At 65.3% G+C, this 20,574-nt stretch carries 25 protein-coding genes; 13 read left to right on the forward strand and 12 right to left on the reverse strand.

Annotated elements, in window-relative coordinates; translation table 11 throughout:
* The first annotated feature begins 7 nt into the window (after positions 1 to 7).
* Positions 8 to 1,192: a DUF418 domain-containing protein gene (locus CWS39_RS23975; protein WP_102145396.1), complete on the forward strand. Its 1,185-nt coding sequence runs from the start codon at positions 8 to 10 to the stop codon at positions 1,190 to 1,192.
* Between the two features lie 34 nt (positions 1,193 to 1,226).
* On the opposite strand, the gene arc is transcribed toward CWS39_RS23975, so the two are convergent.
* Positions 1,227 to 3,053: a proteasome ATPase gene (arc, locus tag CWS39_RS23980; RefSeq protein WP_102145397.1), complete on the reverse strand. Its 1,827-nt coding sequence runs from the start codon at positions 3,051 to 3,053 to the stop codon at positions 1,227 to 1,229.
* A 146-nt stretch (positions 3,054 to 3,199) separates the two neighbouring features.
* Between arc and CWS39_RS23985 the strand changes: the two genes are divergently transcribed.
* From CWS39_RS23985 to CWS39_RS23995, 3 genes are read left to right on the forward strand one after another with little or no spacing between them, the layout of a single operon-like run.
* Positions 3,200 to 3,694 carry an MTB12 family secreted protein gene (locus CWS39_RS23985; protein ID WP_102145398.1) on the forward strand — a complete coding sequence of 165 codons (495 nt, stop codon included), beginning with the start codon at positions 3,200 to 3,202 and terminating at the stop codon, positions 3,692 to 3,694.
* A 10-nt stretch (positions 3,695 to 3,704) separates the two neighbouring features.
* A complete protein-coding gene (gene lppK, locus CWS39_RS23990) occupies positions 3,705 to 4,229 on the forward strand; it encodes a lipoprotein LppK (protein ID WP_233213665.1) in 525 nt (174 codons plus the stop codon).
* Between the two features lie 2 nt (positions 4,230 to 4,231).
* Entirely contained in the window at positions 4,232 to 4,528 is a 297-nt protein-coding gene (locus CWS39_RS23995) for a DUF503 domain-containing protein (RefSeq protein WP_102145399.1), read from the forward strand.
* Here CWS39_RS23995 and CWS39_RS24000 read toward each other — a convergent pair.
* Complete coding sequence (locus CWS39_RS24000; protein ID WP_102145420.1) at positions 4,525 to 5,358, reverse strand: tRNA (adenine-N1)-methyltransferase; 834 nt, start codon at positions 5,356 to 5,358, stop codon at positions 4,525 to 4,527. The genes CWS39_RS23995 and CWS39_RS24000 overlap by 4 nt on opposite strands.
* Before the next feature lie 73 nt (positions 5,359 to 5,431).
* Here CWS39_RS24000 and CWS39_RS24005 point away from each other — a divergent pair, with 73 nt between their 5' ends.
* The 6 genes from CWS39_RS24005 (at position 5,432) to CWS39_RS24030 (ending at position 8,861) form a co-directional block, all read left to right on the forward strand.
* Positions 5,432 to 6,307 (forward strand): RecB family exonuclease, encoded by an 876-nt coding sequence (locus tag CWS39_RS24005; RefSeq protein WP_102145400.1) that lies wholly within the window; start codon positions 5,432 to 5,434, stop codon positions 6,305 to 6,307.
* A complete protein-coding gene (locus CWS39_RS24010) occupies positions 6,304 to 7,101 on the forward strand; it encodes a thioesterase family protein (protein ID WP_102145401.1) in 798 nt (265 codons plus the stop codon). The genes CWS39_RS24005 and CWS39_RS24010 overlap by 4 nt, the downstream gene beginning before the upstream one ends.
* 13 nt (positions 7,102 to 7,114) lie before the next feature.
* A complete protein-coding gene (locus CWS39_RS24015; protein ID WP_199178281.1) occupies positions 7,115 to 7,258 on the forward strand; it encodes a hypothetical protein in 144 nt (47 codons plus the stop codon).
* Between the two features lie 136 nt (positions 7,259 to 7,394).
* Positions 7,395 to 7,712: an ArsR/SmtB family transcription factor gene (locus CWS39_RS24020; protein ID WP_102145402.1), complete on the forward strand. Its 318-nt coding sequence runs from the start codon at positions 7,395 to 7,397 to the stop codon at positions 7,710 to 7,712.
* Positions 7,709 to 8,224, forward strand: coding sequence for an SRPBCC family protein (locus tag CWS39_RS24025; protein ID WP_102145403.1), 516 nt, complete (start codon positions 7,709 to 7,711; stop codon positions 8,222 to 8,224). Before CWS39_RS24020 ends, CWS39_RS24025 begins: the two co-directional genes overlap by 4 nt.
* A 1-nt stretch (position 8,225) precedes the next feature.
* A complete protein-coding gene (locus tag CWS39_RS24030) occupies positions 8,226 to 8,861 on the forward strand; it encodes a flavodoxin family protein (RefSeq protein WP_102145404.1) in 636 nt (211 codons plus the stop codon).
* On the opposite strand, the gene CWS39_RS24035 is transcribed toward CWS39_RS24030, so the two are convergent.
* The 6 genes from CWS39_RS24035 to CWS39_RS24060 form a co-directional block, all read right to left on the reverse strand.
* Positions 8,806 to 10,191 (reverse strand): FAD-containing oxidoreductase, encoded by a 1,386-nt coding sequence (locus CWS39_RS24035; protein ID WP_102145405.1) that lies wholly within the window; start codon positions 10,189 to 10,191, stop codon positions 8,806 to 8,808. The two genes, CWS39_RS24030 and CWS39_RS24035, sit on opposite strands and share 56 nt — an antisense overlap.
* On the reverse strand, positions 10,192 to 10,671 hold the full coding sequence (locus CWS39_RS24040; RefSeq protein WP_102145406.1) for a DUF4126 family protein: 480 nt from the start codon (positions 10,669 to 10,671) through the stop codon (positions 10,192 to 10,194).
* Positions 10,672 to 10,738: 67 nt separating this feature from the next.
* The gene (gene hisG, locus CWS39_RS24045; protein WP_102145407.1) at positions 10,739 to 11,599 is read right to left on the reverse strand and encodes an ATP phosphoribosyltransferase; all 861 of its coding nucleotides are present in this window, start codon (positions 11,597 to 11,599) and stop codon (positions 10,739 to 10,741) included.
* Positions 11,596 to 11,877: a phosphoribosyl-ATP diphosphatase gene (locus CWS39_RS24050; RefSeq protein WP_102145408.1), complete on the reverse strand. Its 282-nt coding sequence runs from the start codon at positions 11,875 to 11,877 to the stop codon at positions 11,596 to 11,598. The genes hisG and CWS39_RS24050 overlap by 4 nt, the downstream gene beginning before the upstream one ends.
* Before the next feature lie 42 nt (positions 11,878 to 11,919).
* The gene (locus CWS39_RS24055) at positions 11,920 to 13,383 is read right to left on the reverse strand and encodes a sugar porter family MFS transporter (protein ID WP_102145409.1); all 1,464 of its coding nucleotides are present in this window, start codon (positions 13,381 to 13,383) and stop codon (positions 11,920 to 11,922) included.
* Positions 13,384 to 13,442: 59 nt separating this feature from the next.
* On the reverse strand, positions 13,443 to 14,126 hold the full coding sequence (locus tag CWS39_RS24060; RefSeq protein ID WP_102145421.1) for an HAD family hydrolase: 684 nt from the start codon (positions 14,124 to 14,126) through the stop codon (positions 13,443 to 13,445).
* A 39-nt stretch (positions 14,127 to 14,165) separates the two neighbouring features.
* Here CWS39_RS24060 and CWS39_RS24065 point away from each other — a divergent pair, with 39 nt between their 5' ends.
* A complete protein-coding gene (locus tag CWS39_RS24065) occupies positions 14,166 to 14,963 on the forward strand; it encodes an SDR family oxidoreductase (protein ID WP_102145410.1) in 798 nt (265 codons plus the stop codon).
* Between the two features lie 31 nt (positions 14,964 to 14,994).
* Here the strand turns inward: CWS39_RS24065 and CWS39_RS24070 are convergent, their stop codons facing one another.
* From CWS39_RS24070 to CWS39_RS30370, 3 genes are read right to left on the reverse strand one after another with little or no spacing between them, the layout of a single operon-like run.
* Positions 14,995 to 16,488 carry a type I restriction-modification system subunit M gene (locus CWS39_RS24070; protein WP_102145411.1) on the reverse strand — a complete coding sequence of 498 codons (1,494 nt, stop codon included), beginning with the start codon at positions 16,486 to 16,488 and terminating at the stop codon, positions 14,995 to 14,997.
* A 14-nt stretch (positions 16,489 to 16,502) separates the two neighbouring features.
* Positions 16,503 to 16,925 carry a PIN domain-containing protein gene (locus tag CWS39_RS24075; protein WP_102145412.1) on the reverse strand — a complete coding sequence of 141 codons (423 nt, stop codon included), beginning with the start codon at positions 16,923 to 16,925 and terminating at the stop codon, positions 16,503 to 16,505.
* Complete coding sequence (locus CWS39_RS30370; protein ID WP_102145413.1) at positions 16,922 to 17,779, reverse strand: hypothetical protein; 858 nt, start codon at positions 17,777 to 17,779, stop codon at positions 16,922 to 16,924. Before CWS39_RS30370 ends, CWS39_RS24075 begins: the two co-directional genes overlap by 4 nt.
* 505 nt (positions 17,780 to 18,284) lie before the next feature.
* Between CWS39_RS30370 and CWS39_RS24085 the strand changes: the two genes are divergently transcribed.
* Complete coding sequence (locus CWS39_RS24085) at positions 18,285 to 19,763, forward strand: hypothetical protein (protein ID WP_102145414.1); 1,479 nt, start codon at positions 18,285 to 18,287, stop codon at positions 19,761 to 19,763.
* 5 nt (positions 19,764 to 19,768) lie between these two features.
* Entirely contained in the window at positions 19,769 to 20,245 is a 477-nt protein-coding gene (locus CWS39_RS24090) for a hypothetical protein (protein WP_233213663.1), read from the forward strand.
* Positions 20,246 to 20,354: 109 nt separating this feature from the next.
* On the opposite strand, the gene CWS39_RS29790 is transcribed toward CWS39_RS24090, so the two are convergent.
* On the reverse strand, positions 20,355 to 20,574 hold a 220-nt coding region (locus tag CWS39_RS29790), incomplete at its 5' end, for a hypothetical protein (protein WP_233213664.1).

Raw genomic sequence — 20,574 nt, forward strand, 5'->3', positions numbered from 1 at the left:
CGTTTGTATGGTAGGTTCGGGTGCCGTGACCACCGGACGGCTACAGTCCCTCGACGTGCTGCGTGGCATCGCCATCCTCGGCACGCTGGGCACCAACATCTGGATCTTCACCCACCCCGAGGGCCTGATCGGCTACATCTCCGACGGGCCATGGAGTACTGCGGAAGCGGTGCTGCAGATGCTCGCCCAAGGCAAGTTCCTCGGCCTTCTGACCGTGATGTTCGGCATCGGCCTTGCGCTGCAACAGCGTTCGGCAGTGCGGGCCGGGTTGCGCTGGCCAGGCAGCTACCCGTGGCGGGCGGCGCTGCTGCTGCTCGACGGCGTCGTGCACTTTGCGCTGATGACCGAGTTCGACGTGTTGATGGGATATGCGATCACCGGCTGGATCGTGTCGTACCTCATGGTCACCTCGCCTCGCGCGCAGCGGCGCATCATCGTGACTGCGGCCCTGGTTCACGCGACGGTGCTGGCCGCCGTCACCGCCGCGATCGCGCTGGCGCCGCGCAGCGACGGCCCGGGAAAGCCGTTGCAGCCCAACCCCTATGCCGACGGATCGTGGTGGGATCTGGTGCTCTTCCGGCTCGACAATGCCCTGCTGTTTCGCGCCGAGACGATTGCGATCTTCCCGATGTCCATCGCGCTGTTCCTGTTGGGCGCGAAGCTTTTTCACGCCGGCGTGCTCGAGGCGCGCGGCGCGACGGTGCGCCGCCGGCTGATGTGGCTGGGCTTCGCGGTGGCCCTGCCCGCCGACGTCGTGCTCGAACTCGCGGCGGCGCCCGGCGGCGTGGTGCTGGCCCGCTACGGCACCGCACCCCTCGTGTCGCTGGGCATCCTGGCCGCCGTCGCCGAGTTCTATGTCCGTCGCCCCGGCCGCCCGCTCGGCGTGCCGGGCCGCCGGCTCAGCGAGGTCGGGCGAATGGCATTGTCCAGCTACGTGTTACAGAACCTCGTCGCCTCGGTGATCTGCTACGGCTGGGGCCTGGGCCTGGCGGCCACCATCGCGGCGCAACACCGAGTGGTGGCCACCGCCGCCATCTACGTCGTCGTCGCGATCGTGATGGCATTCGCGCACCTGTGGCTGCGACGGTTCGACCGCGGGCCGGTCGAGTGGCTGTGGAACACCAGCTACCGCGCGCTGGCGCGCCCCACCCCTGCCCGCCCAGCAGACGCAAAACTGCCCCTTTTCCGGTGAAAAGGGGCAGTTTTGTGTCTGCTCGCGCAGAGAACTACAGGTACTGACCCAGGTTCGACTCGGTATCGATCGCCCGCGACGCACTCGAGCTCTTCCCGGTGACCAGCGTGCGGATGTACACGATCCGCTCGCCCTTCTTGCCCGAGATCCGGGCCCAGTCATCGGGATTCGTCGTGTTGGGCAGGTCCTCGTTCTCGGCGAACTCGTCGACGATCGAGTCGAGCAGGTGCTGGATGCGCAGGCCGGGTTGACCCGTCTCCAACACCGACTTGATCGCGTTCTTCTTGGCCCGGTCCACCACGTTCTGGATCATCGCGCCGGAGTTGAAGTCCTTGAAGTACATGACTTCTTTGTCGCCGTTGGCGTAGGTGACCTCCAGGAACCGGTTGTCGTCGATCTCGGCGTACATCCGGTCCACGACCTTCTCGATCATCGCCTTGAGGCAGGCGGCCTTGTCGCCACCGAATTCGGCCAGATCGTCGTCGTGCACCGGCAGGTCCTCGGTGAGGTACTTGCTGAAGATGTCTTGCGCCGCTTCGGCATCCGGCCGCTCGATCTTGATCTTGACGTCCAGGCGGCCGGGCCGCAGGATCGCCGGATCGATCATGTCCTCGCGGTTGGAGGCGCCGATCACGATGACGTTCTCCAGCCCCTCGACGCCGTCGATCTCGCTCAGCAGCTGCGGCACCACCGTCGTCTCCACATCGGAGCTCACACCGGTACCGCGGGTGCGGAAGATCGAATCCATCTCGTCGAAGAACACGATCACCGGCGTGCCCTCGGACGCCTTCTCACGGGCGCGCTGGAAGATCAGCCGGATGTGGCGTTCGGTCTCGCCGACGAACTTGTTCAGCAGTTCCGGGCCCTTGATGTTGAGGAAGTAGCTCTTGGCCTCGCGGGCGTCGTCGCCGCGCACCTCGGCCATCTTCTTGGCCAGCGAGTTCGCTACCGCCTTGGCGATCAACGTCTTACCGCAGCCAGGAGGGCCGTACAGCAGCACGCCCTTCGGCGGGCGCAGTGAGTACTCCCGGTAGAGCTCCTTGTGCAGGAACGGCAACTCCACGGCGTCGCGGATCTGCTCGATCTGCCGGCTCAGGCCGCCGATGTCGTTGTAGCTGACGTCGGGCACCTCTTCGAGCACCAGATCCTCGACCTCGGCCTTGGGGATCCGCTCGAACGCATAGCCGGCCTTGGTGTCGACCAGCAGCGAATCGCCCGGGCGCAGCTTGCGCGGACGGTCGTCGTCAAGCGCACCGGGATCGTCGGGCAGATCCTCGGTGGCCACCAACGGCTCGGCCAGCCAGACGATGCGTTCCTCGTCGGCGTGTCCGACGACAAGCGCGCGGTGACCGTCAGCGAGGATCTCGCGCAATGTGCTGATCTCGCCCACGGCTTCGAAGTTGCCGGCCTCGACGACGGTCAGCGCCTCGTTCAGCCGTACGGTCTGTCCCTGCTTCAGCACGCTCACATCGATGTTGGGTGAGCACGTCAAGCGCATCTTGCGTCCGGAGGTGAACACGTCGACGGTGTCGTCGTCATGGGTGCCGAGCAGCACGCCGTACCCGCTGGGCGGCTGACCCAGCCGGTCAACCTCCTCTCGCAGCGCCAGAAGCTGCTGACGGGCCTCCTTGAGGGTTTCCATCAGCTTGGCGTTACGGGCTGCGAGCGAGTCGATCCGCGCCTCGAGCTGGTGGACGTCACGCGCGCTGCGCAGTCCACTCTGCGGGCCCACCGCGTTCTCCAACTGCTCGCGCAGGATCGCGGCCTCGCGGCGCAGCTCCTCCAGCTCGGCGGCGTCGTCGCTGGACATCGCTGGCTCGCGAGGTGTTCCGAACGCTTCAGAACGCTCTGACTCACTCATGTTGCGCTCCCTCCCGCACCGAATATTGGTGCAGTAACAGCTTCAACGCTACCGGCGATTCAGCCTTTGTGTGCGGTGTAGGAATCCGACACACCAGCAACACTTGTTAACCTCTGAGATGAGTTGAGCCCATCGAAAGGACAACCGTGACTCTGAAAAGCCTCGTGACCGGGGTGGCTGCCGCTGCCCTCGTAGGCGGCGTGGCGGCGGGTGTGACCTCCATTGCATCCTCCTCGCTTACTTCATCGCCGGCCGTGGCGCCCGTCGTGTTCGGCGCGCCGCTTCCGCAGGCGCCTGCCCCGGAGCTGGAGGGGCCCTTGGTCCAGACGCTCAACGTCCTCGCCGGTGGCGGGTCGTTCAGGGGCGCCAAGGAGGCCTACATCCAGGGTGGCATCGGCCGCATCGAAGGGCTGACCGCCGATCGTGCGTATAACAACGCCGCCGCCAAGGGGTTGTTCCCGCTGAGCTTCACCGTCACGAACGTCGACCAGAACGGCGGCATCGCCACGGCTGACGTGACCGCGACGGCCGCCAACGGTCAGACCGCGACGCAGAACCTGCAATTCATCGCCGGGCCCAGCCCGACCGGCTGGCAGCTGTCCAAGCAGTCGGCCATGGCTCTGCTGACCGCCGTCGGCTGATTTCTTGTCGGTGCATCGCACCCGTACCGCTGTCCTGAGCGCCGTCACCGTCATGGTGGCGGCGTTCGGGCTGCCGGGGTGCGATAGCGATACTCCCCCGGCGGCGTCGCCGACCACCGAGACGACGTCGGCCGTCGCGGCGCCGCCACCCGTGGCGGTGCCGCTGCCGCCGCCCAACGCGCTGACCGACGTGCTGTACCGGTTGACCGACGTCAATGTGCCGGGCGCCGAGAAGGTCAACCTCGTCGAGCACGGCACACCCGCCGACGCCGCCGCCCTGGACCGGTTCGGCAAGGCGCTTGTCGACGGCGGCTACACCCCGTTGACCATCGAGGCGCGAGACCTCGCGTGGTCGCAGTCCGACCACGGCAACGTCGTGGCCACCATCGTCGTACAGACCGCCGGCGAGAACACCGGCGACTTCAGCTATCCGATGGAGTTCCGCCCCGTCGACAGCGGGTGTCAATTGACGCGGGAGACCGCCGATCTGCTGCTGGCGCTCGGCGAGGCTCCGCCGCCCACGCCACCGCGTTGAGCATGTGGATCGGCTGGCTGGAGTTCGACCTGTTGCTCGGTGATGTCCGCTCGCTCAAGCAGAAGCGCTCGGCCATCCGGCCGGTGATCGCCGAACTGCAGCGCCGGTTCGCCGTCTCGGCGGCGGAAACCGGTGCCCACGAGTTGCACCGGCGTGCCAATGTCGGCCTGGCGGTGGTCGCGGCTGACCGAGCGCATGTGGTCGAGGTGCTCGACGCCGCCGAACGACTGGTCGCCGCCCGGCCCGAACTCGAGTTGCTCTCCACCCGGCGCGGCCTGCGGCGCAGCACCGACGATTAACCGCCGAGTTGGCGCTTGCGGCGCAACTGCATCGGCGCGACCGCGCCGGGCGCCAATTTGCGCGCGCTGATCAAAAAAGCCGTGTGCCCGCGCATCGTGTGTTGCGGACGCACCGCGAGCCCGACGACATACCAGCCCCGCTGCATGCTCTCCCACGCCCGCGGCTCGGTCCAGCACTGCTGTTCGCGCAGCGCCTCCACCGTCCGCGACAACTGGGTCACGGTCGCGACGTAGACCATCAGCACGCCGCCGGCCACCAACGCGCCCGCGACGGCGTCGAGCACATCCCACGGCGCGAGCATGTCGAGCACCACCCGGTCCACTTCCGGGCCGCTGTAGTCGGCGACGTCGGCGGTCACCAACTCCCAATTGTCCGGGCGCTCACCGAAAAACGTGTCGACGTTGCGGGCGGCATGTTCGGCGTGGTCCTCGCGCACCTCGTAGGAGATGACTTTCCCGATCGGGCCGACGGCGCGCAGCAGCGAACACGTCAACGCCCCCGATCCGGCGCCGGCCTCCAACACCCGTGCGCCGGGGAAGATGTCGCCCTCATGCACGATCTGCGCGGCGTCCTTGGGATAGATCACCTGCGCGCCGCGCGGCATCGACATCACGTAGTCGACGAGCAGCGGCCGCAACACCAGAAACTGGTCGCCGCTGGTGGATTTCACCACGCTGCCCTCCGGCAGCCCGATCACGGTGTCCAGCGCGATGATCCCGCGATGCGTGTGGAACTCCCCGCCGGGGGTGAGCACCATCGTGTAGTGCCGGCCCTTGGCGTCGGTGAGTTGCACGCGATCACCGACAGCGAACGGACCGGTCCTTGGCACGTGATCAGCCTGCCAGCAGACGCGCCGCGACGGGTGCGCGGGGTTGTCGGAGGGTCGAGGCAGTATGACTGCTATGAGCGACGAACCGGCCCCGCCCAGGCGTCCGGCGCTGTCTCCGTCGCGCGCCAGCGACTTCAAGCAGTGCCCGCTGCTGTACCGGTTCCGCGCGATCGACCGGCTGCCCGAGCCACCGTCGACCGCGCAGCTGCGCGGGTCGGTGGTGCACGCGGCGCTGGAGCAGCTGTATGCGCTGCCCGCCGCCCAGCGGGGCCGGGATACCGCGTTGACGCTCATCGACCCGGCCTGGGAGCGGGTGATGGCGGCCCAACCTTCGCTCGCCGGGGACATACCCGCCGCGCAGCGGGCGGAGCTGCTCGACGAGGCGAAGGCGCTGTTGTCGGGCTATTACCGGCTGGAGGACCCCACCCGGTTCGACCCGCAAAGTTGCGAGCAACGCGTCGAGGTCGAACTCGACGACGGCACGCTGCTGCGCGGCTTCGTCGACCGCATCGACGTCGCCCCCACCGGCGAGCTACGGGTCGTCGACTACAAAACCGGCAAGGCGCCACCGGAGGCCCGCGCACTGGCCGAGGCCAAGGCGATGTTCCAGATGAAGTTCTATGCCGTCGCGCTGTGGCGCTCACGCGGCGTGCTGCCGGCCCGGCTGCGGCTGCTGTATCTGGCCGACGGTCAGGTGCTGGACTACTCGCCCGATCTGGACGAGCTGCTGCGCTTCGAGCGAACCTTGACCGCGATCTGGCGGGCCATCCAAACAGCCGGGGCCACAGGCGATTTCCGGCCCAGCCCGTCGCGGTACTGCGACTGGTGCGCCCACCATGCGCACTGCCCGGTGTTCGGCGGAACGCCGCCGCCCTATCCCGGCTGGCCGGAGGTGCCCGACGAAGGCGACCCGGACGCGGTGCTGCATACGTCGGAGTCCGCTGCGTGATCGACTGCTTCTACCGTCGGCTCGGCACCGACGGCGAGTATCAGATCTTCGACTCGACCGATGGCACCCGCAGCAACTGGGACGCCGACATCCAGCACGGCTCACCGCCACTGGCGTTGATGACCAAGCTCATCGAGGAGCTCGCCGCGGATTCCCCATTGCGCATCGGGCGCCTGTCTCTCGACATTCTCGGCGCCATACCCGTTGCGCCGGTGCGGGTTCGGACCTGGGTGTCGCGACCGGGATCCCGAATATCGCTGATGGTCGGTGAAATGCTGGCCGCCGCGCCCGACGGCTCGCAGCGGGCGGTCGCCCGGGTCACCGCGTGGCTGCTGGCTCGAAGTGACACCAGCGACGTCGCCACCGACCGGTATCCGCCGCTTGTCGAAGGAGACGCGGTCTCGGTTCCGCACAGCTGGCAAGGCGCCAAGGGTTATCTCGAAACGCTGAGCTGGCGCCGGCAGCGCACCGCCGAAGGTGAGCCCGCGGTGGCGTGGATCAGCCCCCTTGTGCCGCTGGTCGATTCCGATCCGACGACGCCGTTGCAGCGGCTGGCGATGGTGGTCGATTCGGCCAACGGTGCCGGCGCCGCGCTCGATCCACAACGGTTCATGTTCATGAACACCGACACCGTCGTGCACCTACATGAATTACCTGTCGGCAACGACTTTGCGTTGCGGGCGCGGGCGTCGATCGGCCCGGACGGCATCGGGGTCACCACCGCGGAACTCTTTGACCGGCAAGGGTTTATCGGGACCTCCGCGCAGACTCTGCTGGTGATGCGCCGGCCGTGATCGATGACCTGGTGTGGCAGTTCGACCTCGCGTGGGCGCTGGCCGCACGGTCGCCCACACTGCGCTGTCGGTGAACGTCGAACTGACCAAGAACATCGCCGAGATCGGGCAGCTACGCCTGCTCCACGCCGCCGGCGGCGTGTCGAGTGTGCGCTGACCGTGTCGAGCGTGCGCGGGCTGCGGAATCTCTCGCGGATCCGCACTGTGGATTCACGCTCGACGCGGTGGCTGCACACTCGACGCGGTCGTTATATGCGCTTGCATCTATATAGATGTTGTGTAATATTCGAGTCATGGATGTCTTCGAGGCGGTAGCCGAGCCCAGCCGGCGCGCGCTGCTCGACGCGCTCGTCGACGGTGAGCGCACGGCAGGCGAACTGGTCGCCACCCTGCCGGAGCTCACCCAGCCCACGGTGTCGCGGCATCTACGGGTGCTGCGGGAAGTCGGGCTCGTCGAGGTGCGCCCCGACGCGCAACGCCGCATCTACGCGCTGCGCGCCGACGGGCTCGTTGCGATCGACCAATGGATCAACCGCTACCGGCGCTACTGGGCCAATCATCTCGATGCCCTCGAGCGCCACCTGGAATCAACCCACGGGGAGACGAAATGACCGGCCGTGACGGCAAACTCACCATCGAGGGCGAGCGTGCCGTGCTCACCTTCGAGCGTCGGCTGCCCTATCCGGTGGAAAAGGTGTGGTCGGCCATCACCGATCCGGCGCACCGCAACCAGTGGATGGGCCAAACCACGATCGACCCCCGCGAAGGCGGCGTCATCGAAATGGTGCCCACCGGCCCACCGCAGCCGCCCGAACAGAAGAAGATGACCGGGCGTATCCGGGTTTGGGATCCGCCGCGCGTGTTCGAACACGAGTGGAGCCAGCGGGTTCTCGCGGGCACTGAGCCGAGCGTGGTCCGCTACGAGTTGGAACGCGACGGCGAGGGCACGCTGCTGCGGTTCAGCCATCGCGGCCTGGGGGTCAGCGACGCGCAGGGCTTCCTGCCGGGAACCGGCGCGTTCTTTGACCGACTCGAGGCATACCTCGCCGACAAACCAATGCCCAACTGGGCCAAGCGCTATGAAGAAATAGCCGGTGCCCCACCGACCGCCTGGGAGAAATAACGTGTCGCACAATGGATCTCATATCGCCGCACCCACCGTGGCAATCGCCTACCACTCGGGCTTCGGCCACACCGCGGTATTGGCCGACGCCGTCGCGGCGGGTGCCCGAGACGCCGGCGCCGATGTGACGGTGATCGCCGTCGACCGGATGACCGATGAGGACTGGGATGTACTCGACGGAGCCGACGGCATCGTGTTCGGCTGCGCTACCTACATGGGCAACGTTTCGGCGGGTTTTCAGGCCTTCGCCGAGAAGACCGGACGACGCTGCCAGAACGGCTCGTGGCGGGACAAGGTCGCGGCGGGGTTCACCAATTCCGGGGCCAAAAGTGGGGACAAGCTCAATACACTGACCTCGCTGGCGATCTTCGCGGCCCAGCACCACATGCATTGGGTGAACCTGGGTTTGGGCGCCGGCTGGAACAGCACGACGGGGAGCGAGCACGACCTCAACCGCCTCGGCTCCTGGTTGGGCGCCACCGCCCAGACCGACGTCGATGTCAGTCCGGAGCAGGTGCACCCCGCCGACGTCGAAACGTGCCGCCACCTCGGTCGACGGGTCACGCTGGTGACGCGCCAACTCAATCTTGGTCGAGCGGCTTCAATTCCTGCAGCATCGTCGGCACCAGCTCGCTGACGGTCGGGTGGATGTGCATGGTGCGCGAGATGGCCGTGTAGGGCTTCTTGGCGGTCATGATGTCGAGGATGGCGTGAACCACCTCGTCTCCCCCGACACCGAGGATCGCGGCGCCGAGGATCTCCTCCGTCTCGGCATCCACGACGACCTTCATGAAGCCCTGCGTCTCACCCTTCTCCACTGCACGGCCCACCCGGGTCATCGGGCGCTTGCCCACCAACGCTTTTCGGCCCGATGCGCGCACCTGCTCCACCGTCATACCGGCCCGGCCGAGCGGCGGGTCGATATAGAGCGCGTAGGTGGGGACGCGATCGCTGACCCGTCGCGGGTCGTCGTCGAGCAGGTTGGCGGCGACGATCTCGAAATCGTTGTACGAGGTATGGGTGAACGCGCCTTTGCCGTTGCAGTCGCCCATCGCCCAGATGTGCTCGACGTTGGTGCGCAATTGGTCGTCGACCACGATGTAGCCGCGGCGGTCCGTCTCCACACCGGCGTGCTCGAGACCGAGATCGTCGGTGTTGGGCCGGCGACCGACGGCGACCAGTAGGTGCGTACCTGCGATGGGCGCCGCGCCGTCGCGTGGAACCACCTCGAAACCGTTGTCGCGCTTGGAAAGACGGATGGCCGTCGCGTCAACGACGACATCGACGCCCTCCGCTTCGAGTATCTCCTTGATCGCAGCCGAGACGTCCTCGTCTTCCCTCGACGCCAGCCGCGGACCCTTCTCCACCACCGTGACCCGGGCGCCGAAGCGGCGATACATCTGGGCGAACTCCAGCGCGATGTAGCTGCCCCCGATGATGACGAGATGCTCTGGCACAGCGTCTAATTCGAGAATCGAGACGTTGGTCAAATACTCGATGGCGGACAGCCCGGGCAGATCGGGCACCACTGCCCTGCCGCCGACGTTGAGGAATATCTTGTCGGCCTGCAGCAGTTGCCCGTCCACCCGCATCGTGTGCGGGCTTTCGAAACGCGCATGGCCGCGGATAACCGTGCAGCCCGCCATCCCGTCAAGCCAGGACTCGACGCCGTGCCGGTCGTCGAGCATCACCTTGTCCTTGCGCGCCTTGACCTTCGCCATGTCGACGCTGACATCGCCGGTGCTGACGCCGTATTCGCTGCCACGACGGGCCAGGTGTGCGGCGTGCGCGCTGGCCACCAGCGTCTTGGTGGGGATGCAGCCGTCGTTGACGCACGTGCCGCCGATCAGTTTGCGTTCGATGACCGCCACCGACTGGCCGGCCTGCGTCAGCCGACCAGCCAGCGGTGGTCCCGCCTGACCGGCGCCGACGATGATGGCGTCGAACTTCAGTGGCGTGTCGGCCATCTAGACGATGGATGTCAAGGCCGCGACGGCGAAGCCGCCAAGTGCGGCGATGACGTCCTCGGTCAGCGCCACCGGAAGGTCACGACCGGCGTTGGCGGCCAGCCGTTCACGAGCAGCGGCGCCGCCGACGGTACCGATGACCGCGCCGATCAAACCGGCGCCGAGCCCGCCGAAGGTGTAGCCCCACGCGGTTCCGAGGGCTGCGCCCGCGAAGCCGCCGGTGACCAGGCGGGCCCCGAACTGTAGCGCGGTCTTGCGGCTCGGAGTCTGCGGCATCTGGTCGGAAATCAGCTCGCCGACCGCGAGGACGGTGAGAACGGTGACAGTGATCGGGTGGGCCAGCCACTCGACCCAGGTGCCGTCGAGGTTGATCCACTGCAGCATCGCCGCCCACGCCACCGCTGCCGGAGCAGTAAACGCTCGCAGACCGGCGACCACACCGATCAGCAGAGCCAGCAGCAGTACTAGGAAATGCGTCATGCGAACCTCCCGACCGGGGACAACGTCACCCGGACGCTAACACGCACAGCGCGGCCAAGCCGGTTGTTCAGAATCGGCAGAAGCGGATGTCGGACGCGAGGATCGCCTTGGCGCCGATGGCGGAGATCTCGTCCATGATGGCGTTGACGTCGCGACGTGGCACCAACGCGCGCACCGCGACCCAGTCCGGATCGGCGAGCGGAGCGATGGTCGGTGATTCCAGTCCGGGTGTGACGGCGGTGGCTTTTTCGAGCACGGTGCGCGGACAGTCGTAGTCCAGCATCAGGTACTGCTGGCCGAACACCACACCCTGTACCCGCGCTGCCAGCTGCTCGCGGGCCGTGGCGTTGGCCTCGTTCGCCCCGTCGCGCTCGATCAGCACGGCTTCGGAGTCGCACAGCGGTTCGCCGAAGGCGACCAGGTCGTGCAGCCCGAGGGTGCGACCCGAGCCGACCACGTCGGCGATGGCGTCGGCGACACCGAGTTGCACCGAGATCTCCACCGCGCCGTCGAGCCGGATGACGGTGGCCTCAATCCCGCGTGCGGCCAAGTCTTTTCGCACCAGATTGGGGAACGCGGTGGCGATGCGCTTACCCGCGAGATCCCCAACCGTCCAGTCGCGGCCGGCCGGTGCGGCGTAGCGGAACGTCGACGACCCGAATCCCAATGCCAGCCGTTCGCGAACCGGCGCGTCCGACTCGGCGGCCAGGTCCCGCCCGGTGATGCCGAAGTCCAGCTGCCCAGAACCCACGTAGATGGCAATGTCCTTGGGGCGCAAGAAGAAGAACTCAACGTTGTTGACCGGGTCGACGACGGTGAGGTCCTTGGGATCCGTGCGTCGCCGGTAGCCGGCCTCGGCGAGGATTTCGGCGGCCGGTTCGCTCAGCGTTCCTTTGTTGGGTACGGCGACCCGCAGCGTGGCGTTCATAGTTTCTCGTAGATGTCGTCGAGGGTGAGGCCGCGGGAGATCATCAGCACCTGGGTCCAATACAAGAGCTGGCTGATCTCGTCGGCCAGCGCGTCGTCGCTCTCGTGTTCGGCGGCCAGCCACACTTCGCCGGCCTCTTCGAGGATCTTCTTGCCCAGGCCGTGCACGCCGCCGTCGAGGGCCGCGACGGTGCCGCTTCCGGCCGGCCGGGTCCGCGCCTTGTCGCTGAGCTCGGCGAACAGCGCGTCGAAAGTCTTCACGGCACGCGATTGTTTCACGCCACCGACAGCAAAGTCACTTCGGTTTCGTCGCCGTCGCGGTCAGGTTTTGGCCGGGTGGGTTTCGTGGTGCCAGGCCTCGGCGTGCATGTCCTCGAGGTGCTTGCCCTTGGTCTCTTCCACCCACTGCCACACGAAGATGAACGACAGCACCGCGCACAGCGCGTAGAACCCGTACGCCAGCCCGAGGACGTTACGCAGCTCGGGGAACGTGACGGTGATCAACCAGTTCGCCACCCATTGGCCCGCAGCGGCCAGTCCCAGTGCGGCCGCGCGGATCCGGTTGGGGAACATCTCGCCGAGCAGCACCCACACCACCGGGCCCCACGACATACCGAACGCCACCACGAACAGGTTTGCCGCCACCAGTGCGACCGGCCCGGCGACGGGGCCGAGTTCCGGCTCACCGTCGATGACCTCTGCGGTCTGGAAGATCACCGCCATCGTCGCCAGTGTGACCGCCATGCCCGTCGAGCCGATCAACAGCAGCGGTTTGCGTCCAATCTTGTCGATCAACGCGATGGCGATCAGCGTGGTGACGATGTTGGTGACCGAGGTGATCACGGTGATCACGAACGCCTGGCTCTCGTCGAATCCGACCTTCTCCCACAGCACGTTGGAGTAGTAGAAGATCACGTTGATGCCGACGAACTGCTGGAAGATCGACAAGCCCAGACCGACCCAGACGATGCCGTAGATCCCGCCGCTCGGCTTGCGCAGGTCCTGCCACGACGGCGGTTTCTCCGCCTTCAGTGAATCCTGGATGCGGTTGATGGTGATCTCCAGGTTCTTCTCACCGAGCAGCAGACTCAGCACGCGCCTGGCTTCTGGAATGCGGTATTTGGCAACGAGATAACGCGGTGACTCCGGAATCGTGTAGGCCAGTGCGCCGTAGAGGATGGCGGGTAGCGCCATCATCAAGAACATCCAGCGCCAGGCCGCCAGCCCCAGCCACAGTTCCTCACGCGATCCGCCGGCCAGATGCGCCAACAGATAGTCGATGGCCAGGGACAAGAAGATGCCGGTGACGATCGCCAACTGCTGCAGCGAGCCCAGCCGCCCGCGAATGCGGGGCGGTGAGGTCTCCGCGATATAGGCGGGCGCGATGACGGAGGCCACCCCGACCCCGACGCCGCCGACGATCCGGAAGATCACCACCATCCAGATGTTGGTGGCCAGACCGGTGCCGATCGCGCTGATCAGAAACAGCAACGCGGCGATCTTCATCACCGACAACCGACCGATCCTGTCGGCCAGCCTGCCGGCGGTCACCGCGCCAGCCGCAGCCCCGAGCAACGCCGAGGCCACCGCGAACCCCAGCGTCGCATTGTCGATCTGGAACTCGTCCTGCAGCGCGGCGACCGCGCCGTTGATCACCGCGCTGTCATAGCCAAACAGCAAGCCGCCCAGTGCCGCCACCGACGCGATGCGGATCACCCGGCCGCTGTGTTCGGATTCCTCGTAATCCAACCCCGATGCAGCGTCCCCGATCGGCCCGTGCGTCATTGGATGCCCCTTCCGCAGCGTTGCGTGATGGAGATCACATTCAATCACCAACGCAGAGGTCAGGCGGTGCGTTCTCCAAACTGATCCGCCAGGTCCGAATACACGGCGCGCAGGCCTGCAACGGTGAGCGCTGCCAGCGAAGAAATGTGGCGTCGCCGTGGACCGCCGGGAACATCTACGTCGTTGGGAACCACCAACACCGGGCATCCGGCCGCTTCGGCGGCGGCGGCGCCGGTGACCGAGTCCTCGACGGCCAGACACTCGTGTGGCGGCAGGCCGAGCAGGTCTGCGGCGCGCAGGTACGGATCCGGCGCCGGTTTGCCGCGCGGCACCTCGTCACCACAGACGGTCACCGAGAAGTGGTGACGGCCAATGCTGTTCAGCGCGCGATCGGTGAGCGCACGCTGCGTATTGGTGACCAATGCCATCGGAACGCCTTCGGCCGCAAGGGCTTCCAGCATCTCGCGGGCACCCTCACACCACGGCAGGCCGTCATCGAAAAGATCCGCGGTGTAATCGTGCAGCCAGCGGTCGGATTCGGCCATGGCGACCGGATCGTGGTCGAGGCCCAGGTCGGTGTAGACGGTGCGGATGGTGTTCTCCGCCGAACTGCCCACCAGTGCGGTCCGGACTTCTTCCCGCAGCTGCGCGCCGTGTTGCGCGTACAGCGCCGCCAGCGAGATGTCCCAGAGCTTTTCGGAGTCGACAAGCGTGCCATCCATATCCCACAGCACCGCTTGCACGCCCACGATTCTGTCGGTGGGTTCGGTTAGCGTCAAACCATGAGCATTCTTGTGACTGGAGCCACTGGAAACATCGGACGCCGCATTGTGGATCACTTGATCGACTTGGGCGTGAGTGACATTCGCGCGTTGACCACCAACCCGGCCAAGGCCAAGCTGCCCGAGGGTGTGACTCCGATCACCGGCTATCTCGGCAAGCCCGAGACGCTGCCCGCCGCGTTGGACGGCGTGGACCGGATGTATCTGGCCCCCTTTCCGCCGACGCTGGACGTCGCCCTCGATCTGATCAAGCGCGCCGACGTCGAATACGTGGTTGCGCTTTCCGGCGGCGCGCACTGGCAACAGCACACCGACACCATCGCCGCCTCGGGCATCACCAATACCCAGCTGGGGCCGGGTGAGTTCCTGGAGAACTTCACCATCTGGGCGGAGCAGATCAAGACGACGCGCACGGTCCGCGAGCCGTACCCCGACATGGTCGAGGCGCCGATCTCCATGGACGATATCGCCCGGGTGGCCACGGCGCTGTTGGTCAAGCCCGAAGAGTCGCATTACGGACAGATGTATGAGCTCACCGGTCCGGAAGCGCTGAGCCGTAAGCAGATTGCGGAGCAGATCGGCGTCGGCATCGGCGTGGAAGTCACCTTCGAGCAGTGCAGCCGAGAGGAAGCCGAAGCCGCGCTGAGGCCCATCATGGGCGACGAGACGGGGTGGTATCTCGACCTGATGGCCGAGGCTGAACCGCAGCACGCCAATCAGCTGGTCGCGGAGCTGACCGGAACACCGGCGATGTCAGTCGCCCAGTGGGCGGCGGCCAACGCCGAGATGTTCCGTTAGCCCTGTCCTTGAGGTCCGAGTTGCGTCGGAGTTAGTCGCTGGAGACGGAATCCTGCGATGCCGCCTCTAGGGCCGACGCCACTGCCTCGAACTCTGCCAGTGCGGCCGTGAGATCCTCGACAATCTCCCGCGCGATGATCTCAGGTGCGGGCAGGTTGTCGGTGTCCTCCAGGGATTCGTCACGCAACCACGTGATGTCGAGATTGACCTTGTCACGGGCGATGAGTTCGTCGTAAGTGAAGGACTTCCAGCGCTCTGATTCGACGCGTTCGTCGCGCGGTTTGCCGGTGAGATAGCTTTCGACGAACTCGTCGAGGTGATGCCTGCGCAATGGATTCTGCTTCAGAGTGAAGTGCTGGTTGGTCCGTAGGTCGTAGACCCACAGGTTCGTCGTCCACGGCTGCTCGGAAGCCGGCTTCTTGTCGAAGAACAACACGTTCGCCTTCACGCCTTGGGCGTAGAAGACCCCCGTCGGTAACCGCAGGATGGTATGCAGATCGAAGTCAGACAACAGCTTTCGGCGCAACGTCTCGCCTGCCCCACCTTCGAACAGCACATTGTCCGGCAACACGACAGCGGCGCGGCCGTTGATATCCAGAATCGTCATGATGTGCTGCAGGAAGTTCAGCTGCTTGTTGCTCGTGGTTACGACGAAATCCTGACGCTCGATCTCGACGTCCTCGCGGGCCTCTCGGCCGTCGGCGCCCACCATCGTCAGCGACGACTTGCGACCGAACGGCGGGTTAGACAACACCACCGACCACCGCCGGCCCGGGTCGGCGATTAGCGCGTCGCGAACGTCGATAAGCGAGTCGCCGTCGGCAGTGCCAATGCCATGGAGCAGCAGGTTCATCGCTGCCAGTCGCGCGGTGCCGTCGACAAGCTCGTAGCCGGTGACGAAGGTGTCGCGCAGGTGTGCGCGCAGGGTCGGCGTCAGGTTCGCGGCGTCGGCGGCGGCGTGTTCGTGCGCGACGAGGAGAAACCCACCAGTGCCGCATGCCGGATCGACGACGGTGTCGGATGGCGTGGGGTCAAGGACGTCGACGATCGCGCGGATGAGATCGCGAGGCGTGAAGTACTGGCCCGCCCCCGAGCCCTTGTCCGATGCACCTTTAGACAGCAACTCTTCGTAGGCGTCGCCCTTCAGGTCGGTACCTGAGGCTGACCAGTTCTCTTTGTCGACCAGGTCGACGATCAACCGCTTGAGCTTGGCTGGATCCTGAATCCGGTTCTGCGCCTTACGGAAAATCGTCCCGAGCGTCCCAGGTTGCTGTGCCAGCCCGACGAGGATGTTGGTATAGGTGACCTCAAGCTCAGTGCCGTCGGCGTCCAGGAGCTTCTGCCACGAGTAGTCGTCGGGAACGATCTTCTGCGGGTTAAGTTTTCGGGTCGCGCGCTCATGCGCCATTTTCAAGAAAAGCAGATAGGTCAGCTGCTCGGTGTACTCGATGACGCCGACCCCATCGTCACGCAGCACATTGCAATAGGACCAGAGCTTCTCGACGAGGCGACGGGAGTCAGCCATAGTTGCCCTTCCAGTCAGTTGTCCAAGGACAGATTCGGCACGCCTTGATAGATTGCGTCGCCTGCAAGTACGCCGAAGCTCTTTGCGATGGCACACGCCGCAATCCATCGATCGCCCGTGTGCATCGGGTCCTGCAGCGCATGGCCAATCTTCCGACAGTCGGCCACGAGGGTTGCATAAGCGTCAACGACTTCAACGTCGGGATAGATCGTCGGTGTCCGATCGAGGATCTGCAGTGCCTCCGCCGTTCGCCGCTCACCCCAGCCGCGTGTACGCACACCCGCAAGCACCTCTGCCCGTGTTTGAAACGAGATCACGACGCGGCGGCCAGTCAGCCGTTCTCGCCAGCTAGGCACTCGTGGATCATCCGATGCGCGTCGAATGAATAAGACGCTGAAGACATCCGTATCGACGACCGACGCGGCGATCTCCGTCACGAACGAGCTGCCCTCAGGAAGGCTTCGAACTCTTCGTCCGTGAGATCGATGCCACCGCCGATATCGGGCCCGGGTGCGCTGGCCAAGATCTCATCGACCGCGACAACCCTGGGACCCAGATATTCGGCGGCCGGGTCAGCCGCCGGCAGGACGCGCGCGCTTTCTAACGCGACGAGTCGGCCGGAAGCATGATTCACCGCCTGACCCTCCGCGATCACCCATTGACCGACGAGTTGCGCGGCGACGGCGTCATTGTCGACGTGCCGAAGTTCCACGGCATGGCCAACGTCGTCGCGCACCCGGAACTCATGCGATCGAAGGTCCACTTTTTCCAGCCGGCCCGCCACCGTCTTTAGGTTGCCAGCCAGGAGCAGGCCCGACGCCCATGTTTCGACGTGAGTGGCCTGAGTATGAACGTGAATGGGCTTTCGGGTTGAAGTACCAAGAACCACTTCCGGCGCCGCCGCATGAATGGCGCTCACGAGCTTCCCCGCGCTTTCTGCAATCAGATCGGTCACCCAGTCGGGCCGATGATCGTCGGCGATGGATTCGATAACTTCCCAGAAGCGCTCGTCAGCGATGGCTTCCTCCGGGAGCTCTACGTCCAGTTTGCCGACTGGGCCTTTGACAAACCGCAAAACGGTGCTGCCTGCGTGTACCGCCTGTAGGCGCAGCTGCACGAACTCCTCGACGAACTGCTTGGACCGGCCCGGTCCTGGTGTACTCACCACGTCGCGAGCGATCCGGGTTGTGAGTTCCTGCAACGCGCTGGCGAGGCCGACGAGATCCTTGGCAGCAATCTCGCCGCTGGGCACGACGGAGCCGACGAGCGTGAGGTCAAGATCCCTGGTCATCCTGACACCTCCTCACAACTCAGATACGGATCCGACTTCCAACGGTAAGGCCCGATTGCTTAGCCGAACAACTGTCTTGCGGGCGATCCAGCCGTCACCAATTATCTCGATGACGACCGACAATCCCGCAGCTTTCGTTATTGGTATCGAGACGGCTCAAAGGCACATCAGCGCTCCTGCATCGATACACTGTGCCGGACGTCCCGTCATACCACCGGGAGTACACGCAATTGTCAGATCGTCTCTCCGTTAGCACGGACGGGCTACGTTCCGCGTCCGCGGCGCTGAATGAACAGGCCGGACGACTGACCGACGGCGTCGGCGCGGCACCTACCGGCACAAAGCCCTCAAGCGAGGGCGCTGCACGCTTCGCCGCGTCTGTCGAAGCATTCAGCGCAGCGTACGCGGGTCGGGTCGCAGGGCACGGCCAGTCGGCCCTAACGGCGGCAAGCAGTTACGTGACGACCGATGACGGTGGGGCTGCCAGTATTGCGGCGGGGTCGGTGTGAGCGCCGTGCAATCGAGCGACCCGGCCGGGATGTTGCGGAAACCAACAATCACACCTGGAGCCGCCTCGGGCCCGGGAGTTGGCCTTCCGACGCGCTCGAAGATCGAGGACTGGACCGACGCCATCAACGACCTGTCACGGTTTGCCGCAGTTTACGGGGCGTCAGCCAACAAGCTTGAGATCGCTGCCGACGCCCACGTGCAACAGCTTTCGGCGCCCGGCGGCACCGACTGGGAAGGTCCTGCCGCGGACCAGGCGCGCGAAACCGGCTACGCGGACCGTGGCGTGGTCTGGCAGGCGGCCGATCTCATGCGTGCAATGCAAAAGGTCGCCAATCAAGGGGCGGGTACCCTCAGCCAGGCTCGGGAGTTGGCACTCGACGCGATCGCCCAAGCGGAAGCCGACGATTTCAAGGTCAGCGATGACCTGACCGTCACAGATCTCCGCCGCTACACCAGCCAACAATTGGGCATGTACGAGGCGCGCAAGACCAAAGCCGAACAGCACCACAGCTACATCGCAATGCGGGCAGGAACGTTAGCGTCCGAAGACGCCAAAATCGGCGGCGAACTGCACGCGGCAGCAATCAGCCTCGACGGCATGATTCCCCAGAACTGGGACACACCTAACGGCAACGGAGCAATTCAGGCCGTCGATTACAAGCAATCACCCCACTCCGGCGACACGAACGAATCGCCGAAGATTCCAGGACCAAAGCCAGCTCCTCCTCCTGACAGTGGACAAGCGCCTCACGGATCACAGCCGTGGTACAGCCGCGGCGACGATGTTCTGTTCGAGAAGCTCGCCGAGAATGCAGCTGACGCCGCTGAAGCGCAGGGATGGACACACGCAGCGAGGAACTTGCGGCACTATCTCGGAAACTCGGGCGACGACCTCACCGTGAATCCTGACGAGATCATGCGCGACGTCCCGCAGATCCAGCAAACCACGGACGACCTGGTAAACAGCGAGGTACAACGGATTGCCGCCGAAGCAGCAACGACCGGCAATTATGGGAATCCTGTTCAGTTCCAAACCGACTGGACCGGGCCATACATCGGACCAGAAGACAGCAAAGACTGGTTCTATGCCATGGGCGGTATCCAGCAGTCGGTAAGCGGCGTCGTTACAGTGCATCCTCCTGCGGTCCCGGGCGGCGAGCCGACCGTGACTGTGGATTACCAGACGCACGTGTTCGACCGATACAACTGGGACGGAAACAAGACCACGACCTTCGACGTCCCCGGAACAGATGGCGTGACAATCAGCGACAAGAGAATGGGTGCGCTCCATACCGCTGGACTTGCACAGGAGTACAACATTTCGGGCTCCGGGAGTGTCTTCCACTACGAGGGTGCGCTGCCGTCGAATGCGCCGCTCGATCTGCCAAGCGCCCCAGACAATCGCGACGGCACTCGTACCGACCCTGGGAGATACAGCCCTGGGGACTACGGCCCGGGAAGAGATGCAGGATGATCCGCGTGAGGCACTCACTGCGCTTGGGTACTGCCCTTCTCCTGCTACTCATGGCGGTCGCATGTTCGCAAAATGGGGACCCAGTTGGCCGGACGACAAATGCTCGGATTGAGACGTCGACAAGCCCGGAGCTGATTAAGGAGGCGACGGCGTTCGGCGGTCTGGTGTTGCCGCCGGGTGCTGAGGTGTTGCAGGCACGCGTAGATAGCGCCCTGGACACCAGATATCAGCTCGCGCTCCGGATTGACCCCGACGGCTTGACGAAGCTGCTCGCTGACTCTCATTTCGACAAGCCGCTCATAAAGGCATACCCCCCATTCGAGGAGGTCATTGCAGGTCCCAGCCTGGCAACCTCCCCGTTAGTACTCACGGCGCAGGATCGCTACCAAAACGCGGAGGGAATGTCGGTCTACCGCACCGTGATCGTTGATGAGCGCGATCCGAGTACCTGGATCGTGCACTTGAGCATGAACACCACATAACCAGTGAACTGAGAACGGACCCGGTGGTGTTGCGGCGGACGTCGTCGTGGTCTGCGGCTCAGAAGTTGCTTGACGCAACCTCTCTCATAATGACCGTCCGCCCAGAGCTTCAGGCCTCGCGACTTAGGCCGCCCGGTTCCAGCCGCACGGGCAGCGCTTCAGCCTCCCGGCCCTGATCGCTCAGTTCCTGTACCCACTGCCTGTATTCACCTTCGTACGACCTGCCGAACTCTTTGCCCTTCTCGGTGATGCGTAGCCACAGCGTCCATGGCCAGCCCGCTCGGTCGTCGAACCCTCTCTGCCAACCTGGGTTGAGGCACCCGCCCCCT

Source organism: Mycobacterium hubeiense, from assembly GCF_002838065.1.
In the GTDB taxonomy this organism is placed as follows: domain Bacteria; phylum Actinomycetota; class Actinomycetes; order Mycobacteriales; family Mycobacteriaceae; genus Mycobacterium; species Mycobacterium hubeiense.

Bases quoted from the DNA above. Each gene is read 5' to 3' on its own strand.
- CWS39_RS30370 (WP_102145413.1), bottom strand. From the start codon at position 17,779: ATGACCAGGGATCTTGACCTCACGCTCGTCGGCTCCGTCGTGCCCAGC.
- CWS39_RS24035 (WP_102145405.1), bottom strand. From the start codon at position 10,191: ATGGCCGACACGCCACTGAAGTTCGACGCCATCATCGTCGGCGCCGGT.
- CWS39_RS24065 (WP_102145410.1), top strand. From the start codon at position 14,166: ATGAGCATTCTTGTGACTGGAGCCACTGGAAACATCGGACGCCGCATT.
- CWS39_RS24055 (WP_102145409.1), bottom strand. From the start codon at position 13,383: ATGACGCACGGGCCGATCGGGGACGCTGCATCGGGGTTGGATTACGAG.
- CWS39_RS24070 (WP_102145411.1), bottom strand. From the start codon at position 16,488: ATGGCTGACTCCCGTCGCCTCGTCGAGAAGCTCTGGTCCTATTGCAAT.
- hisG (WP_102145407.1), bottom strand. From the start codon at position 11,599: ATGAACGCCACGCTGCGGGTCGCCGTACCCAACAAAGGAACGCTGAGC.
- CWS39_RS24025 (WP_102145403.1), top strand. From the start codon at position 7,709: ATGACCGGCCGTGACGGCAAACTCACCATCGAGGGCGAGCGTGCCGTG.
- CWS39_RS23975 (WP_102145396.1), top strand. From the start codon at position 8: ATGGTAGGTTCGGGTGCCGTGACCACCGGACGGCTACAGTCCCTCGAC.
- CWS39_RS24040 (WP_102145406.1), bottom strand. From the start codon at position 10,671: ATGACGCATTTCCTAGTACTGCTGCTGGCTCTGCTGATCGGTGTGGTC.
- arc (WP_102145397.1), bottom strand. From the start codon at position 3,053: ATGAGTGAGTCAGAGCGTTCTGAAGCGTTCGGAACACCTCGCGAGCCA.
- CWS39_RS24005 (WP_102145400.1), top strand. From the start codon at position 5,432: ATGAGCGACGAACCGGCCCCGCCCAGGCGTCCGGCGCTGTCTCCGTCG.
- CWS39_RS23995 (WP_102145399.1), top strand. From the start codon at position 4,232: ATGTGGATCGGCTGGCTGGAGTTCGACCTGTTGCTCGGTGATGTCCGC.
- CWS39_RS24020 (WP_102145402.1), top strand. From the start codon at position 7,395: ATGGATGTCTTCGAGGCGGTAGCCGAGCCCAGCCGGCGCGCGCTGCTC.